This window comes from Pseudomonas sp. BBP2017 (genome assembly GCF_003024385.1).
Taxonomy (GTDB): domain Bacteria; phylum Pseudomonadota; class Gammaproteobacteria; order Pseudomonadales; family Pseudomonadaceae; genus Aquipseudomonas.
In genome coordinates this window covers 1-14,748 of sequence record NZ_PVZN01000004.1, presented here as the reverse complement: position 1 = coordinate 14,748, position 14,748 = coordinate 1, and the positions used below count along the sequence as shown (strand labels likewise).

At 59.6% G+C, this 14,748-nt stretch carries 8 protein-coding genes and 1 pseudogene; all 9 read right to left on the bottom strand.

Annotated features, from left to right (window positions below; all coding sequences use genetic code 11):
* Positions 1-4 precede the first annotated feature (4 nt).
* The gene (locus C6382_RS07170) at positions 5-2,188 is read right to left on the bottom strand and encodes a lipase family protein (protein WP_107023824.1); all 2,184 of its coding nucleotides are present in this window, start codon (positions 2,186-2,188) and stop codon (positions 5-7) included.
* Positions 2,189-2,199: 11 nt separating this feature from the next.
* The gene (locus C6382_RS07165; protein WP_107023823.1) at positions 2,200-2,973 is read right to left on the bottom strand and encodes a hypothetical protein; all 774 of its coding nucleotides are present in this window, start codon (positions 2,971-2,973) and stop codon (positions 2,200-2,202) included.
* Positions 2,970-3,779 (bottom strand): DUF4123 domain-containing protein, encoded by an 810-nt coding sequence (locus C6382_RS07160; RefSeq protein ID WP_371919578.1) that lies wholly within the window; start codon positions 3,777-3,779, stop codon positions 2,970-2,972. Before C6382_RS07160 ends, C6382_RS07165 begins: the two co-directional genes overlap by 4 nt.
* Before the next feature lie 41 nt (positions 3,780-3,820).
* Positions 3,821-5,875: a type VI secretion system tip protein VgrG gene (locus C6382_RS07155; RefSeq protein ID WP_107023821.1), complete on the bottom strand. Its 2,055-nt coding sequence runs from the start codon at positions 5,873-5,875 to the stop codon at positions 3,821-3,823.
* Positions 5,876-5,946: 71 nt separating this feature from the next.
* Entirely contained in the window at positions 5,947-6,465 is a 519-nt protein-coding gene (locus tag C6382_RS07150) for an Hcp family type VI secretion system effector (protein ID WP_107023820.1), read from the bottom strand.
* 331 nt (positions 6,466-6,796) lie between these two features.
* Positions 6,797-9,007 (bottom strand): 1,4-alpha-glucan branching protein GlgB, encoded by a 2,211-nt coding sequence (gene glgB, locus C6382_RS07145; protein WP_107023819.1) that lies wholly within the window; start codon positions 9,005-9,007, stop codon positions 6,797-6,799.
* Positions 9,008-12,319: a maltose alpha-D-glucosyltransferase gene (gene treS, locus C6382_RS07140; protein ID WP_107023818.1), complete on the bottom strand. Its 3,312-nt coding sequence runs from the start codon at positions 12,317-12,319 to the stop codon at positions 9,008-9,010. It lies immediately after the preceding gene.
* A 59-nt stretch (positions 12,320-12,378) separates the two neighbouring features.
* Positions 12,379-14,400 (bottom strand): alpha-1,4-glucan--maltose-1-phosphate maltosyltransferase, encoded by a 2,022-nt coding sequence (locus C6382_RS07135; protein WP_107023817.1) that lies wholly within the window; start codon positions 14,398-14,400, stop codon positions 12,379-12,381.
* Between the two features lie 252 nt (positions 14,401-14,652).
* A pseudogene (locus C6382_RS24315) lies at positions 14,653-14,748 on the bottom strand (IS110 family transposase); the annotation flags it as partial.

The window sequence follows — 14,748 nt, the reverse complement described above, 5'->3', positions numbered from 1 at the left end:
ATCGTTAGCTGATTGAGTCTATGTCCAGGGTGTAGGGCTTGCCGGGGGTGTCTTCCCCAATCAACGCCAACAGGCTTTCATCAGTATCATCGACAGGCGCCATGGCCAGCTGTTCAGCCACCCTGTTTTCCGGGTGGGCATTCCAACGCGACAGGCTCTCGGCCAATCGCTCAGGGTGTGCAGACACCGAACCATAGACGGCTTGCTCGTCCTTGCTGTAGATGCTCAGGAGGTACAAGCGGTCTCGGGTGGTGCGCAACGCCTTGATCTCGTGCCGGAGCGCATTGATGGCTAACTGCTGACTGCGGGCATACACGCTGCCGTTGTCGAGCTGCTTACGCTTTATGCGCAGCTGAACGTCTATTTTTTCCATTGCCCCATCGACCAGCTTGAGCTCTTCATCGGTCACTAACGAGCGCTGTTGCTCCTGTGCTTCTTGCCAGCGCCGGAATGTCGCCCAGCACGCCGGAATGTAACCGCCCACCATCGAGTGATTACCCGCGTTGAAGAGTTGCGTCAGCAACCCAGGCCGTATTGGCAATCCGTCGACCTGCTTGATCGCCAGGCTACAGGCCGCGTGTTGGGCAATGGTGTCGCACCCAGGCTGCCAGAGGATCGCTGACTTCCTGTTGCCGCCAAACTCCACCGGCATGAAGTGCTGCAATGTGCCGTGGTGTTCGTAAGGCTCACCGTTCAGATTGGTGATGCCAGCGACAAACACCGAAAGCCCTAGCGGCACGTTGACGAAGGTAAGCGCCGCGCCGGACAGGTACACCTTGGGTTTGGTGTTCATCCAGGTAGCCGGCACGCTGGGGACCGGGTCGTTGTGGTTGACCATGCGGTGGTGTACCAGATCGGCAGCCTCTTTGATAAAGGTTGTGTCAGCTGCTCGGGGGGCGCCGTAAGTGTAGAGCACGATGTCAGCGCCATATCTTTTGTTTCGACGCAACATTTCCGAAAGCAGCAAGGTGATAGCACCGCCCAAGCTGTGGCCACAGATCATCAGCTTTTGTCCGGTGTAGAATTTATCGAGGTATTTCACTACAAACGTATACACATTCTTCGCCGCCTCATAGAAACCACGGTGGACATTACTCAGGCCTTCTTCAAAAGGCACTTGAAGCGCATCGGCATCTCGAAGGCCGTCGGCAAGTTTCTCATTGGTGCCGCGTACAGCGATCAAAATCAATTCGTCGTTATGGGTGATGAAGGCTTGTGAGTCGGTATCGCTCTCCTTGCCTCTGTCATCGAAAAAGTGAATATTTGCTGGGTGTTCTTGATCGCCCTCCAGTGCCGGGTTATTTGCCGGGTAGAGTGCAGGATCAAAAGGTACGATCTCCAAGCGTCTGGAATAGGCCACATCCTCGTACAAGGGGTAATACGCCTTGAGTTGCTCCTCACCGACTTTCCAGAGCTCATCGAACTTGGCCAGGGCATCGCCAAACCAGTTGCCACTGCTGGGCTGCGACGTGAAACTGACTTTATCTGTTTTGACAGGCTGTTCATCAGGCTTCTGCCCGAAGGGGCAATAGCTCAAGGTTGCCATCAACGCGAGCTGGTACAGGTTCAGCGCGCAGAACGCCGAGTCGGTGGAGAGCAGTGGACGCAGTGCCCGCAACGGGCGTACCTCCAACACATTGTGCTTATTGGAGCACAAGCACACGCCCTGTTTGCCATGCTCGCGCATAAGCCGGGACGCCCCGCTGCTTACCGGGTAGTGGCAGTCAACCATGGGTGGCAGGTGCGCACTATGCTGGACCAACTGGCGGACTTCTACCTGATAAAAAGCATCGGCCTCCACTTGCGCAGGATTACTCCGCGTTCGCGAGCCAAAGTGGCTCTGGTAGCGGGTCTGTTCGGCACGTACCTGTAATTCAGTGATTTCGAGTGGATAATGTTCTCTTGCTTGTAAAAACGAATAAACCTGTTCATGTCCTTGATACTTCTGATCCAGGATCAGGGCAATCGGCCCGGCGTAATGGTTGTCCACCCTGCTGCTGCCGGTGGCGTCCAGCCTGCCGCGGTACTTGAAGCCCTCCGCGTCGGTCACCTCATAGGCCAGACCCGCATATGGCTCCCCCGAACCAGTCTCGTCGACTAACTGAAAACTGGTCCATTTGCCCTGTACGGGACAAGTAAGCATGCGATTATTTAACGGGTGCTTTAACTCTTCATTCAAAGTGTTCATGCATGACTTCCTTATTCGGTACAGCCGGGGTAAATAGTGCATTGTCTTCCATCAACCATCTGGAAGGTGCTGAAGTCCTTGTAGTTGCCATAGCAAAATGCATACTGATCTTCAAAGTTATTGCCCATACAACGTTTCCAACCGCCAGGCACCTTGACCCAGGTATCTCTGATAGAGGGCCGTTCCTCTTCAGCCAGCGTGATCTTCATCCGCACGGTTTTGCCCGGCAGTTGATCAGGGGTGAAAGCCGCTGCAGGACGGTAGCGGCTCAAGTTCCCCTCTGCGTCAAAACGTTTGCAGTCAAGAAGTTTCACAATCCGGCGATTCAGCCCTACTGTACGAAACAGCCACTGGCACTGACCGTAGAACTCGCTTTCCCCAACTTCGTTAAAGGTACTTTTATATTGTTCCTCTACCTTTTCACGAATCGAAATACCTGCATTATCGCTACCGAAGTCCCCGCGATCATTCCCATAGATTGCGTTGATTTCGAGTTTGACTCGCCCAAGTTCCATCGGACAGCCACTGACCGTGCGATACAACGCTATTTCAGAGTCGGGCTTGTACTCAGTACGCCACTTTCTATTGAATCCAACCTCGGTATTTCTACCGCCGGGCACAGTACAAGTCTCGCCTTTGGCCGGAACATAGACAGCGATAGCACGATAAGTGAAGTTAGGTGGCAAATCAGCCGTAAAGGTAAAAGTATCGGATCCACCGATGGCGCAGCTTGCCATCAAGGGAAAGCAACAGAGCAAAACCAAGCGCTGAAGTGCCAGACTCATAGGGGAGCGTCTCCTTGCCAAAACGCCGCTTCCCGATACAATCGCTCGAAATGCGCGCCTGGGGTTTCATCTGGACGCGCCTGCCAGCGCTCAGCCGGTATAGCGCCAGGTCCGGTTAAACGCTGCGCAAACAGAAACGCCAGTTGCGCCGGCTCGACCCAGCCCCATGCATCAACCAGCGCCAGTTGTTCGTCCAGCCACGCCTCGGGATCTTGCTGCTCAGCCAGTGCCATGTAGGCCTGCAGATGCTGGTCCAACAGATAGCGGTGGGCATTGGTTCTCCGTATCTCCGCCGCCTGCGTGGCCGGCGCGGGGATCCGCAGCCAGGCGGGATGTTCAGGAACCGCATAGTGGCCTGGAACGGGGTTTGCGGTGACCTGCCAACCCTCACCCTGCCAATAGCACACACTGATCGCTGGCCCCAGGTAAGCAGGCAACAGGTCCTCAGGCAAATGCCTCAGCGCCCGGCTCAGCACGCGATTGTCATGAAAGCGGTACAGCGCCTGATTCGGTCGGAAGCCGATGATCAAACGCTCGCGCCAATGCTTGAGCAGTTCAAGCCGCTCGCCTTGCGCGATACTCGCCAGCCATCCCCAGTTGCGTTGTGGGGTCTCAAGCAAAGCGTTGACGCGGTCATCGTCAGAATTGTCGAGAATGAATATGAAAGGACCGGCATCGGCCAGGCCGCAGGCCTGGGTGTCGCGGTATACGCTGTAATACTGATCAGGATCCTGACGATTCAACAGTGCCAGGTGTGTATCACGTGCGCCTTCAGCGTCCAGAACCAGGCAAAGGGTTCGACCCAAGCGAAGCTGCTCCAGCATCCAGTGGCGGGGTAAGGTAGGTGTCATGCCGCGTCCCCCGCTGGCGAGCACAGGCCATTTTTACAGGCCTCGCAGAGTGCACAGAAGTCTGCGCCCTGAGCATTGGCAGCGGCCATGAGCGCCTGTTGTGTCGGGGCAATGACGGGTGGCAAGTCAGATGGTGTGATCAGCGCCTGGAGTACGCCTGGTAACAGTGGGTTCGCCGCAGTCCCTCCCTGCGGCGCGCCGCCGATCTGGATTTCAGTACTGCTGAAAATGCCGCCTGGGCCAACAACGATATGCTGGCCGCCACCTTTCAAGGTGATGCTGGCCCCCGCGTCGAGGATCAGATGGGCCCCTGCCTTGAGGTGCACTTGCTGACCGGCTTCAACCACCAGCGCTTGCCCGACGCGGGTATGGCTGCTGCTGGCGACCTGCAGGTAGTCATTGGCTTTGAGTTCGACCTTTCGGTCGGCGTTGACAGTGCGCTGCTCTTCAGCCTCCAGCACCGCAATGCTGTTGCCCTTGATGGTCTCCCGGCGTTCGTTACCGACTTCCAGGCGGCTGTCATTCTCGATCTTTTGTTCCAGGTCGCGTTGCGCGCGCAGGTAGATCAGCTCCTGGCCTTTGCGGTCCTCAATCGACAGCTCGTTGTAGCCACTGCTGTCCGGCGTGCTGCGGCTGCGCAGCACGGTTTTGGTCTTGTTCGCTGGCAAGGGATAAGGCACCGGTGTGCGCGTGTTCGGCACACAGCCGGTAATCAACGGCTGGTCGGGGTTACCCTCCAGGTAGGTCACCACCACTTCCATGCCGACGCGCGGAATAGTCACCGCGCCAAAGCCCGCCCCGGCCCAGCTGGACGACACCCGTAACCAGCAACTGCTCTTGTCGCTGTTGAGCTCGGCGCGGTCCCAATGGAACTCGACTTTGACCCGGCCATGTTCATCGCAAAAGATTTCTTCGCCCTCAGGTCCGGTGACACGGGCGGTCTGGCTGACCAGCACCGATTTGCGCGTGAGCAACGGTGGCCGATAGAACACGTCCCAGGGAATGGCGCTGAAGCGGTTGCGATAGCCTTGGCTGAAGCCGTCCGCAGGCGGGCTGTCGCTGCCGAGCGACTCCTCAAGCACCTGCGGCTGCTTGCCTTCGTGGGTCACACTGCGCAATAGCCACAGGTCGTTGTACGTCTGGCGCGGGTGCTCGGTGAGCTTGAAAAAGTGGCCGCTGCGCAGCGCCGGCTGATCGCTCTGACCTTCGGCCAGCTGATAGTCGCTGCGATGACGTTCCAGGGCCTGGCGCGCCAGTTGCACGCCGCGCTGCTCCGTTTCGAGCAGCTCGGGGTAGCGATAGTCTTCCAGGCTCGGGGTAAACTCGGCGGTGAACTGGCTTTCCAGCAACCGGCTCGGGCGCTTCAGGTCGTAGCCGCGCCGGGTAACGGTACTGGTACGGGTGCTCAAACGCCGGGAGAACCGGCTGATCACCGGCTGCTCGGCGACCAGACCGGCGCCTTGCTGGTAGGGGACAGGGTTCAGGGTGGGGAAAAAGGTCTGGTCGTCGGTGAACACCAGGTGATGGCCATCCGCACTGTGTTGATGGTGCCAGGCAATCCCTTCTTCGCTGCACAGGCGCCGCACGAAATCGTAGTCCGATTCCAGATACTGCGTGCAGTATTCACGGGTGGGACTGTTGCGGACATGGAAGGTAAAGGCATCGGCCAGGATGCCATGGCCCTTGAGGACCTGGGCAATAATCTGCGGCACCGTCAGTTGCTGGAAAATCCGCTGGTTGTGGCTGAACTGCAAGTAGTGCAGCGCCGGTACCAGGGTCAGCTGATAGCGGGTCAGACGTTTACCGGCCTCGCCCACCAGTACATCTTCGATCCGCCCATGCAGGCCTTCGCCGTTCAAGCCAAAGCGCAGAAACGCCGGTTGGCTGAGCAGGCTTTGCAGATCAAGATCGCGGTACTCGCTGACCAGTTCAATACGGATTGCGTACAAGCAGCTGAGAGCTTCCGTGCCGTCAAACGCCAGAACCTTGAAATCATTGCGAACATCGGGAATCAATAGCTCGAAATGCGCAGTATTAGCCGACACAAACATAGGCTTGCCCTTAAGCTGGGAAAATAGCGCATGGGCCAGCACAAAACCGGCCCATGCATGCTCGACAATACTTAGCCAGCGACCGGAGTACGCCAGTCATCGGAACCGGAAGTACCGGAGACTTCGTGGGTCCAGGTGATTTTGCGGTAGGTGAAATGCACATCTTCCAGGTGGGTGAAATGCGAGTTCGATGGATCCTGGCAGTTGTGCATGTAGTCCTTGATGTCGACGATGATCGCGTCTTCCAGGATGGTGGTGTAGTAGTGTTCCTGGGTGCCGGCCGCCGAGGTGCGGTACCACTGGATTTCGATCTTGGTCAGACGCTCACCGGAGGTCAGCGCCGCCAGCAGCAGGGGCGACGCCTTGTCGAAGACCTTGGTGATGACCACGGGCTTGTGTACGCGCTGGCCGGTGGGTTGGCCGGACTGTGGATCACGCGGGATGATCACTTCGTGCTGGAAGCCCTGAACCATGACCTGGTCTTCGTGACCTTCCTGGTAGGTGTTGCCCACCGAATCGGCGGTGAAGGCACCGGCGGTGATCAAGCCTTGTTTGGTGCCGGTAACGGACATATATGCGGGGGTAGCCATGAATACTCCTTGCTGAAAATAGAGGTGCCCGGCGGGCAAAATCACCCGCTGAGCCCCTGTACCCAATACAAGGGGCATGCCATAAGTTGCTCAAGCCTTATAAACCGGGGCTTACAGCCGTTCTTCGCGTGACTGAGGCAACTTTCAACACGAAAAAGCCCTGAAAAGTGCGCAACTTCTTGCGCAGTACTGTGCAAGAAGTTGCGCACTTGGCTACAAGCCACGTGGGCCGTGGCCTGCAGCGATAAAAAGGGGGTAAAACAGGGGGATTATGCAAATTTGAGTGCGCAAGAAGTTGCGCACTCGAGTAAAAGCCGAAAATGCCGACCGCTCACCGCGGCCGCAAGATCAACACCCCCAACGGCGGCAGATTCAACCCCAGCGACAACGGCTGCCCATGACTGGCCACGGCCTCACTCGCCACTTCCCCGAGGTTGCCATAGTTGGACCCGGCATACCCCTCGGCATCGCTGTTAAGCACCTCAACCCAACGCTCCCCGAACGGTACCCCAATGCGATAGCCCTCTCGCGGCACCGGGGTGAAGTTGGCCACCACCAGCAATGGTTCGCCACTGGCACTCCAACGCAGCCAGGCATACACACTGTTGTGCGCATCATCGCCAATCAACCACTGGAACCCTTGGGGCAGGCAATCCTGTTCGTGCAAAGCACGCTCTTCGCGATACAGCCGGTTGAGGTCACTGACCAGCTGCTGAACGCCCAGGTGCTCCGGGTATTTGAGCAGGTACCAGTCCAGCTCGCTGTCATGGTTCCACTCGCGCCACTGGCCAAACTCGCAGCCCATGAACAGCAGTTTCTTGCCCGGATGCGCCCACATGAAGGTCAGGTACGCGCGCAGGTTGGCAAACTTCTGCCAGCGATCACCGGGCATTTTGTCGATCAGCGAATGCTTGCCGTGCACCACTTCATCGTGAGAGATCGGCAGGATGAAATGCTCGGAATACGCATAGATCAGGCCGAAACTCATCTCATTGTGGTGGTAGGTACGGTGGATCGGGTCGTTCTGGATGTAGTGCAGGGTATCGTGCATCCAACCCATGTTCCATTTGTAGGCAAAGCCCAGACCACCCTGCTGGGTCGGCTGGCTGACCCCGGGCCACGCCGTGGATTCCTCTGCGATCATCAGCGCCCCCGGCGCTTCAAGGGCGACGACATCGTTGAGATGACGGAGAAAATCAATGGCCTCCAGGTTCTCGCGTCCACCATGGCGATTGGGCACCCACTCGCCCGCCTTGCGCGAGTAGTCACGGTAAAGCATCGAGGCCACGGCATCGACTCGCAGGCCGTCGATATGAAAGTGTTTGAGCCAGTGCAACGCCGAGGCCAGCATGAAGCCGTGCACTTCGGTGCGCCCAAGGTTGTAGATCAGGGTGTCCCAGTCCTGGTGAAAGCCTTCAAGCGGGTTCTCGTATTCATACAACGCGGTACCGTCGAAACGCGCCAGGCCATGGCTGTCGGTGGGGAAATGCGCCGGCACCCAGTCGAGGATTACGCCGATCTGCGCTTGGTGGCAGGCATCGACGAAGGCGGCGAAGTCTTCGGCCGAGCCATAGCGCGCGGTGGGCGCGAACAGCGACAGCGGCTGATAACCCCAGGAACCGCCGAAGGGGTGCTCCATGATCGGCATCAGCTCGATATGGGTGAAGCCCATTTTCTGGATATAGGGCACCAGGCGTTCGGCCAGTTCGCGCCAGTTGTAGAAGCGCGCGACCTCCCCGGTGTCGTCCAGCTCGCATTGCCAGGAGCCGGCATGCAGTTCGTAGATTGATAGCGGTGCCGTGGTGGCCTGACGTTCACCACGCACTTGCATCCAGTGCTGGTCCTGCCAGTCATGCGCCAGTGGGCCAGCAACCTTTGAAGCGGTGCTCGGCGGCAACTCGGTGGCCCGCGCCAGAGGATCGGCTTTGAGCGGCAAGATACCGTCGCGGCTCAGCACTTCGTACTTGTAGGCTTCACCGGCCTGCAGGCGCGGTACGAACAGCTCCCACACACCTGAGGCATGACGCAGACGCATCGGATGGCGACGGCCGTCCCAGTTGTTGAAGTCACCCACCACCGATACCCGCCGGGCGTTGGGCGCCCACACCGAAAAACGTACGCCGTCGATTCCCTCGACCGGCACCGGCTGCGCCCCCATGCTGGAGGACAGATCGCGGTGATTGCCCTCGGCAAACAGGTAAAGGTCCATGTCGCCCAGCAGCGGGCCAAAGCTGTAAGGGTCTTCTGTGACTTGTTCGCCACTGGCCCACTGGATCCGCAGCAAGTAGGGCTGCTGCTCGCTCAGGTGGGCGATGAACAGGCCCGGCACGGGCTGTTGCTCCAACTCCGCCAGCAGCCGGCCGTCGTCACGGGCCAGCGCATGCACGTTCAGGGCATTGGGCAAATAGGCGCGGACAAACTGGCCGCCCGCACCATCCGGGTGCGGGCCAAGCACAGCGAACGGGTCAGCATGCTCGGCCCTGACCAGGGCATCGATGTCACGTTGATCCAGCCCGCCTTCCTCGCGCTTGCGTTGATTCATTCAGCTTTCTCCCCAGGTACTTGTCAGGCCATACAGGCCATGCAAAGGCACGGCCAACCAACTTGGGCGGTTTTCGGCTTCATACAGAATTTCGTAGGCAGCCTTTTCCAGGCTGAACAGTTCCAGTGCCGCACGCTCGCCGTCGGCATGTTCCCAGGCATGCGGCATGGCCTCGGTGGCCAGCCCGTAGGCCTCGACAAAGGCATGCCGGGCCTGGTGCAGATAACGCCTGGCGACGCGCTGACGAGCCTGGCGAGCACTGTCCGAGAGGTCGACACTGGAGGCACTGCGCAGCACCATGGCAGCAGCATAGTCGAAGGATCGCAACACGCCGCTGACATCCTTGTAAGGACTGTGCTTGGCACGCCGCTCATCCAGTGACCGGGCCGGTTCACCTTCGAAGTCGATCAGGTAAGCATCGCCCTGCACCACCAGCACCTGGCCCAGGTGCAAGTCACCGTGCACGCGCATCAACAGCCCACCCTGGGCCTGGGCGCTCAAGGTGGCGACAGTGGCCAGCAGGTCCTGGCGTTGCTGCTCAAGCTCGTCGACCAACGCCTGGCTGTCGCTGTCCAGCTCGACCCGATGCGCTTGCAGCAGCTCCAGGGCGCGGCTCAGTTGCGCACCGATGTGTTTGCCCCAGGCCTGGCAATCACGCGCGGTGCTGGGGCGCGACCGGAACGCCGGATCTTTGCTCGGCGCCGCCAGCAGCAGGTGCATCTCACCCAGACGGCGGCCGAGCATGGCGGCAAAGCCCGCCAGATCCTGCAAGGCATTGGTGTGGCCTTCCAGCGCCGAATTTCCAGGCTCCAGCTCGTCGCGAATGGCCCGCTCCAGGTTGTTCTGGGTCCAGTCCCAGGCATCGCCCTGGTTGCTCAGATAGCCTTGGGCAATCATCAGCAAGTGCGACTGCTGCTGACTGTCCACCCGGCTCACCCACCCCAGCAACGGGGAGATATTGCCGAACCCGGCAGCGGTCAGGTAGGCGCTCATCTCCAGCTCCGGGTGAACCCCGGGATTGACCCGCCGAATCAGCTTGAGCACCAGGCTGCCACCCACCACCACCGAACTGTTGGACTGTTCAGCCGAGAGGTAGCGCACCTGGGCGTCGTCGGCCAGGTTCAGGGCCACCAGTTGCTCTGTGGCGTGAAAGCGCAGCTCACCTTCAGTGCATGGCAGTCGGACATCATCCCGGCAAGCAACCAGCACGGCATGGATAAAGCTTTCGAGGACGAAGCCATCGGTGATCAGCCCCACCTGGCGTCCACGCCGAACCCGTGCCAGAGCCAGTTGCTGCGGGGGTGCACTGGTGATCTGATCCTCACCGACAAAGCCGAAGGGTAATTGGTAACGGCTACTCTGGCCGTCGCTGGTGACTTCAATCTCACTCAGTAATACGGGGTACGTGGCGGTACCAAAACGAACACCGTAAGCGATCTGCACCCGGTCGATACCCGCCTCCTTGCCAGCGAACCAGCGACGCTTGGGCAGGTACTGGGGCAGGATGCTGTCTTGCAAGACACTGCGCGCGGGCGCTTCGAGCAGCTCTTCCATACGTTTTTTCAGTACCAGGGTGGTGAACTCCGGCAGGCTCTGCACCGGTTCCACATGCCAGCTGGGCATCTGGTCCTTGGCGGCCAGCAGGAACCAGTAAAACCCATAGGGCGCCAAGGTCAGCAGAAACGGCAACTGGCCGATGGGCGGGAAGGCACTGCCGCCGAGCATCTCCACCGGCACGCTGTCGGCGTACTGCGACAGATCGAGTTCGGCGGCTTGCGCAGCACGCGAGACATTCGCCACGCAGAGGATGATTTCGCGCTTACCATCGGTGCCTGTGTACTCGCGCAGGTAGGCCAGAATCCGTCGGTTGCTCGGCGAGAGCATGCTCAGGCTGCCACGACCAAAGGCCTTTTGCTGTTTGCGCAGCGTCAGCAGCCGCCGGTTCCAGTTCAACAGCGAATGCGGGTCGTGCGCCTGGGCTTCGACATTGACCGAGGCAAAGCCGTACAGCGGGTCCATGATTGGCGGCAGTACCAGGCGCGCCGGGTCGGCACGGGAGAAGCCGCCGTTACGGTCCACCGACCACTGCATGGGCGTGCGCACGCCGTCGCGGTCGCCGAGGTAGATGTTGTCACCCATGCCGATTTCATCACCGTAGTACAGGGTCGGTGTACCGGGCATCGACAACAGCAGGCTGCTGAGCAACTCCACCCGTCGCCGGTCGCGCTGCAACAGTGGCGCCAGGCGTCGACGAATGCCGAGGTTGATACGGGCCCGACGGTCCTCGGCGTAGTAGTTCCACAGGTAGTCGCGCTCACGGTCGGTGACCATCTCCAGGGTCAGTTCATCGTGGTTACGCAAAAAGATCGCCCACTGGCAACTGGTCGGGATTTCCGGGGTCTGACGCAGGATGTCGGTAATCGGAAAACGGTCCTCCTGGGCCACGGCCATGTACATGCGCGGCATCAACGGGAAGTGAAAGGCCATATGGCATTCATCACCCTGCCCTTCACCGAAATACAGCTGGGTATCTTCCGGCCACTGATTGGCTTCGGCCAGGAGCATGCGGTCGGGGTAGTTGGCGTCGATCTCGGCGCGAATCTGCTTGAGCACCTGATGGGTCTCGGGCAGGTTTTCGTTGTTGGTGCCGTCGCGCTCTATCAGGTACGGGATGGCATCCAGGCGCAGGCCATCGATCCCCAGATCGAGCCAGTAGCGCATCACCTCGATCACCGCTTTTAGCACCTGCGGGTTGTCGAAATTGAGGTCTGGCTGGTGCGAATAGAAGCGGTGCCAGAAGTATTGGCCGGCCACCGGGTCCCAGGTCCAATTGGATTTCTCGGTATCGAGAAAGATAATCCGCGTGCCGTGGTATTTCTGGTCACTATCGGACCACACGTAGAAGTCCCGGGCCTTGCTGCCGGGCTTGGCATGACGGGCCCTCTGGAACCAGGGGTGCTGATCGGAGGTGTGATTGATGACCAGTTCGGTGATCACCCGCAGGCCACGCTTGTGCGCCTCGCTGATAAAACGCTTCACATCGCCCAGGGTGCCGTAGTCGGGGTGTACGGCCTTGTATTCGGCGATGTCGTAGCCGTCGTCGCGGCGTGGCGAGGGGTAGAACGGCAACAGCCAGAGGGTGTTGACCCCAAGTTCGGCGATGTAGTCGAGCTTGGCGATCAGGCCGGGAAAATCACCGATACCGTCGTTGTTCGAATCGAAGAAGGATTTGACGTGCACCTGGTAGATGATCGCGTCTTTGTACCACAGCGGGTCGTCGATGAAGGCTGCCGGGCGGCTTCGCTTGGCCATGTTCGACTCCTTTCTAGCTAGTGCATTTGCTTTCGCTTTCAACTTGAAGCTTGAAGCTTTCAGCTACGGCCGATACGCCAGATAGCAAACGGCAGGTGCCAGGGCTCGATGCGCATCCATTGGCTCTTGCCGTGCCAGGTCCAGCGGTGGCCGGTCATCAGGTCTTCACCGAGGGTGTCGGCGTTGTCATCCAGGCCCAGCTCCCACAGCGGCAACTCGAAATGCGCCTCCTGGGCGTGGTGCGGGTCGAGGCTGACGGCAATCAGGATGAAGTTGTCGCGTTCGGCGGTGCGCTTGCCGAAGTACAGGATGTTGTCGTTCCAGGCGTTGTAGAAGGCCACGCCCAGGTGCGTCTGCAACGCCGGGTTCTGGCGGCGGATGCGGTTTAGCTGGGCAATCTCGGCGATGATGTTGCCAGGCTGGCTGAAGTCCCGCGGACGGATCTGGTACTTCTCCGAATCCAGGTATTCCTCCTTGCCCGGGATCGGCGTGGCTTCGCACAGTTCAAAGCCCGAATACATGCCCCATAACCCCGAGCCCATCGTCGCCAGGGCGGCACGGATCAGAAAACCGGCACGGCCTGACTCATGGAGGAAAAACGGGTTGATGTCCGGTGTGTTAACGAAAAAGTTCGGCCGGTAGCAGTAGCACCACGGCGGCTGGTTGAGTTCTTCGAAGTAGCTTTGCAGTTCGGCCTTGGTGTTGCGCCAGGTGAAATAGCTGTAGCTCTGGGAGTAACCGACCTTGCCCAGGCGCGCCATCATCGCAGGTTTGGTAAAGGCCTCGGCGAGGAAGATCACCTCGGGGTGCTGGCTGCGGATGTTGGCGATCATCCAGTGCCAGAATGGCAGCGGCTTGGTGTGCGGATTGTCGACGCGGAACATCTTCACCCCTTCCTGCACCCAGCCCAGCACCACATCGCGCAGGGCCAGCCACAACGACGGCACGGCTTCTGCGGCATAGAAGTCGACACTGACAATGTCCTGGTACTTTTTCGGCGGGTTTTCCGCATAGCGTATGCTGCCGTCCGGGCGCCAGGAGAACCACCCCGGGTGCTCCTTGAGCCAGGGGTGGTCCTGGGAGCACTGGATGGCAAAGTCCAGCGCAATCTCCAGGCCATGATCGGCGGCGGCAGCGACCAGGCGGCGAAAATCCTCGCGGCTGCCCAACTGTGGATGGATCGTCTCGTGCCCGCCCTCTTCGCTGCCAATCGCATAGGGGCTGCCTGGATCATCTGGTTCGGCCTCGAGGGCATTATTCCGGCCCTTGCGATAGCGCATACCGATCGGATGGATCGGTGGGAAGTACAGCACGTCAAAGCCCATGTCGCGGAGCATCGGCAAACGCTCATGGACATCGTTGAAAGTGCCATGGCGCTCGGGATCGTCGGTGATCGAGCGGGGAAACAGCTCATACCAGCTGGCAAACAGGGCCTGTCGGCGCTCGACATCCAAAGGGTATTCGGGGCTATGACTCAAGTAGGTACGATGATCGGCCTCGCGCATCAGCACGACGGTGTCAGCGTGCAGCAGTTGCGCTACCTGCTCTTCAGCAGACAGGCTCGGCAGCGCCTGGCGCAGGGCCTGCAGTTGTTCACGCAATGGGCCATCACTGCGCTGTATATGCTGTTCGAGCAACAGTAAGCCTTCCTGCAGCTCCAGCGGCACGGCCATCCCGGCGTTGAGTTTTTTCTCCAGGTCATGGCAATAGGTGGCGAACGGATCGATCCAGGCCTCAATGCTGAACAGGTGCCGCCCCTGCTCGCTCACACTGAACCGCGCCTGCCACAGGTCATTGCCGACAAAGCTCATGGGGACGCAATGCCAGCGCCGGCTGTGAGCCTGACGCCAGTTGAGCCTGACCGCCAGGCGGTCATGACCATCGACATAGACCTTGCTGCTGACCTCAAGCGTCTCGCCGATCACCGCCTTGACCGCAAACAAACCACCGTCGAGCACAGGCTGAGTACCCTCGATCACAATGCGCGGTTGCAGCAGCGCCTGGGACAGGCTGATGGCCTGCTCGGGATCATCGTTTGCCGGGGCTACGCGGTCGGTTTCGAAGGGCTCATCGCGGGTCATCGAACGTGCTCCGTTACGAGGTGGCGGTAAGAGTTCAGAGCCGATGGGACGCGTAGGGTTCAAAAAAAATGAGCGATTGGCGCCGTGCGCGGTCGAAAAAACCTGAGTCCCTGCATCCAGGTCCCCATTGCGAGGTCAGGTCATGACGGTAGAAACACCCGAGGCGAGCCACCGGTAAAGGTAAAAGCATAGCCTGCTCCCACGGAGGTTGTATAAATCCGGTGGGAGCAACTGTCTTCACCATGCTATTCGTCACCGCCATTCGGTACCGTCGCGTAGCATGGCGTTCAGCCTGATCAGCAGTATCCGCATGCAGGCAATGAGCGCGACTTTCGCGCTCTTGCCTCG

What these genes read in the sequence shown, in the direction of transcription:
- C6382_RS07155 (WP_107023821.1), bottom strand. Translation starts at nt 5,875, where the DNA reads ATGTTTGTGTCGGCTAATACTGCGCATTTCGAGCTATTGATTCCCGAT.
- glgB (WP_107023819.1), bottom strand. Translation starts at nt 9,007, where the DNA reads ATGAATCAACGCAAGCGCGAGGAAGGCGGGCTGGATCAACGTGACATC.
- C6382_RS07135 (WP_107023817.1), bottom strand. Translation starts at nt 14,400, where the DNA reads ATGACCCGCGATGAGCCCTTCGAAACCGACCGCGTAGCCCCGGCAAAC.
- C6382_RS07165 (WP_107023823.1), bottom strand. Translation starts at nt 2,973, where the DNA reads ATGAGTCTGGCACTTCAGCGCTTGGTTTTGCTCTGTTGCTTTCCCTTG.
- C6382_RS07150 (WP_107023820.1), bottom strand. Translation starts at nt 6,465, where the DNA reads ATGGCTACCCCCGCATATATGTCCGTTACCGGCACCAAACAAGGCTTG.
- treS (WP_107023818.1), bottom strand. Translation starts at nt 12,319, where the DNA reads ATGGCCAAGCGAAGCCGCCCGGCAGCCTTCATCGACGACCCGCTGTGG.
- C6382_RS07170 (WP_107023824.1), bottom strand. Translation starts at nt 2,188, where the DNA reads ATGAACACTTTGAATGAAGAGTTAAAGCACCCGTTAAATAATCGCATG.